This window comes from Castellaniella hirudinis (genome assembly GCF_047468865.1).
Taxonomy (GTDB): Bacteria; Pseudomonadota; Gammaproteobacteria; order Burkholderiales; family Burkholderiaceae_B; genus Castellaniella; species Castellaniella hirudinis_A.
On sequence record NZ_JBLGTV010000033.1, the window covers coordinates 1 to 736 of the forward strand.

The 736-nt window shown below is 60.1% G+C and carries 1 protein-coding gene; it reads right to left on the minus strand.

Going from position 1 to position 736, the window contains the following annotated elements:
* Window position 1: 1 nt before the first annotated feature.
* Window positions 2-736, minus strand: a 735-nt coding sequence (gene istA / locus ACMHYJ_RS16845; RefSeq protein ID WP_414247308.1) for an IS21 family transposase, incomplete at its 5' end; no start/stop codon positions are given.

Consider the following 736-nt stretch of genomic DNA (forward strand, 5'->3'; position numbering starts at 1 on the left):
TTCACGCCCGCACCTCCAGCAGCTCGTTATAGACCGATAGCGGGTGCTGGAAACTCTCCAGCGGCAACGGCCGCTGATGGGAAGCCGCAGGCATCACAATACCGCCGTGGTTCTGGGGAAGCGGCAGCAAAGTACGTCGCTCCTCTTGCAATCTCTTGGCGGGTCGTTCCTTCGTTGTACCGTGCAATCGCTCATCGGCCACCTCCGTCAGCCATCGACCAATATGGGCATTCGCTGCCGTCGCATCGAACCGCAGTCCTGCCTGTTTAAGGGTGGCGGCCAACGGTACGCAGAAGCTGCCCTTCAGATAACCGTTGAAGCGTTCGACCTTGCCCTTGGTCTGAGCACGATAGGGTTGGCAAACACGTGGGGTGAAGCCAAATTCTTCGGCCACAGCGAGTAGCCCGTTGTGCCAACGATGACGACCGTCGCCGTACGCATCGCGTTCGATGATGATGGCCCCCGCGTTGTCGAACAGCACATGCTGGGGCACGCCACCGAAGTAGATGAAGGCCTCTCGCAAGCAGCCGAACCACGTCTCAGCTCGTTCGTCGGTGGTGAACCGAACCCAACTGGATCGGCTGTATCCCAGCGTAGCGACAAAGGCCAGTAACGGGTCGCGGCCACGCCGGACATGGGTGAAATCCGCCTGCATCTGTCTGCCTGGTGGCGTCTCGAAGCGCACGACCGCCTCTGGTTCCCGATGCTTGCAATCCCTCAGATATTCCTTCAGCTG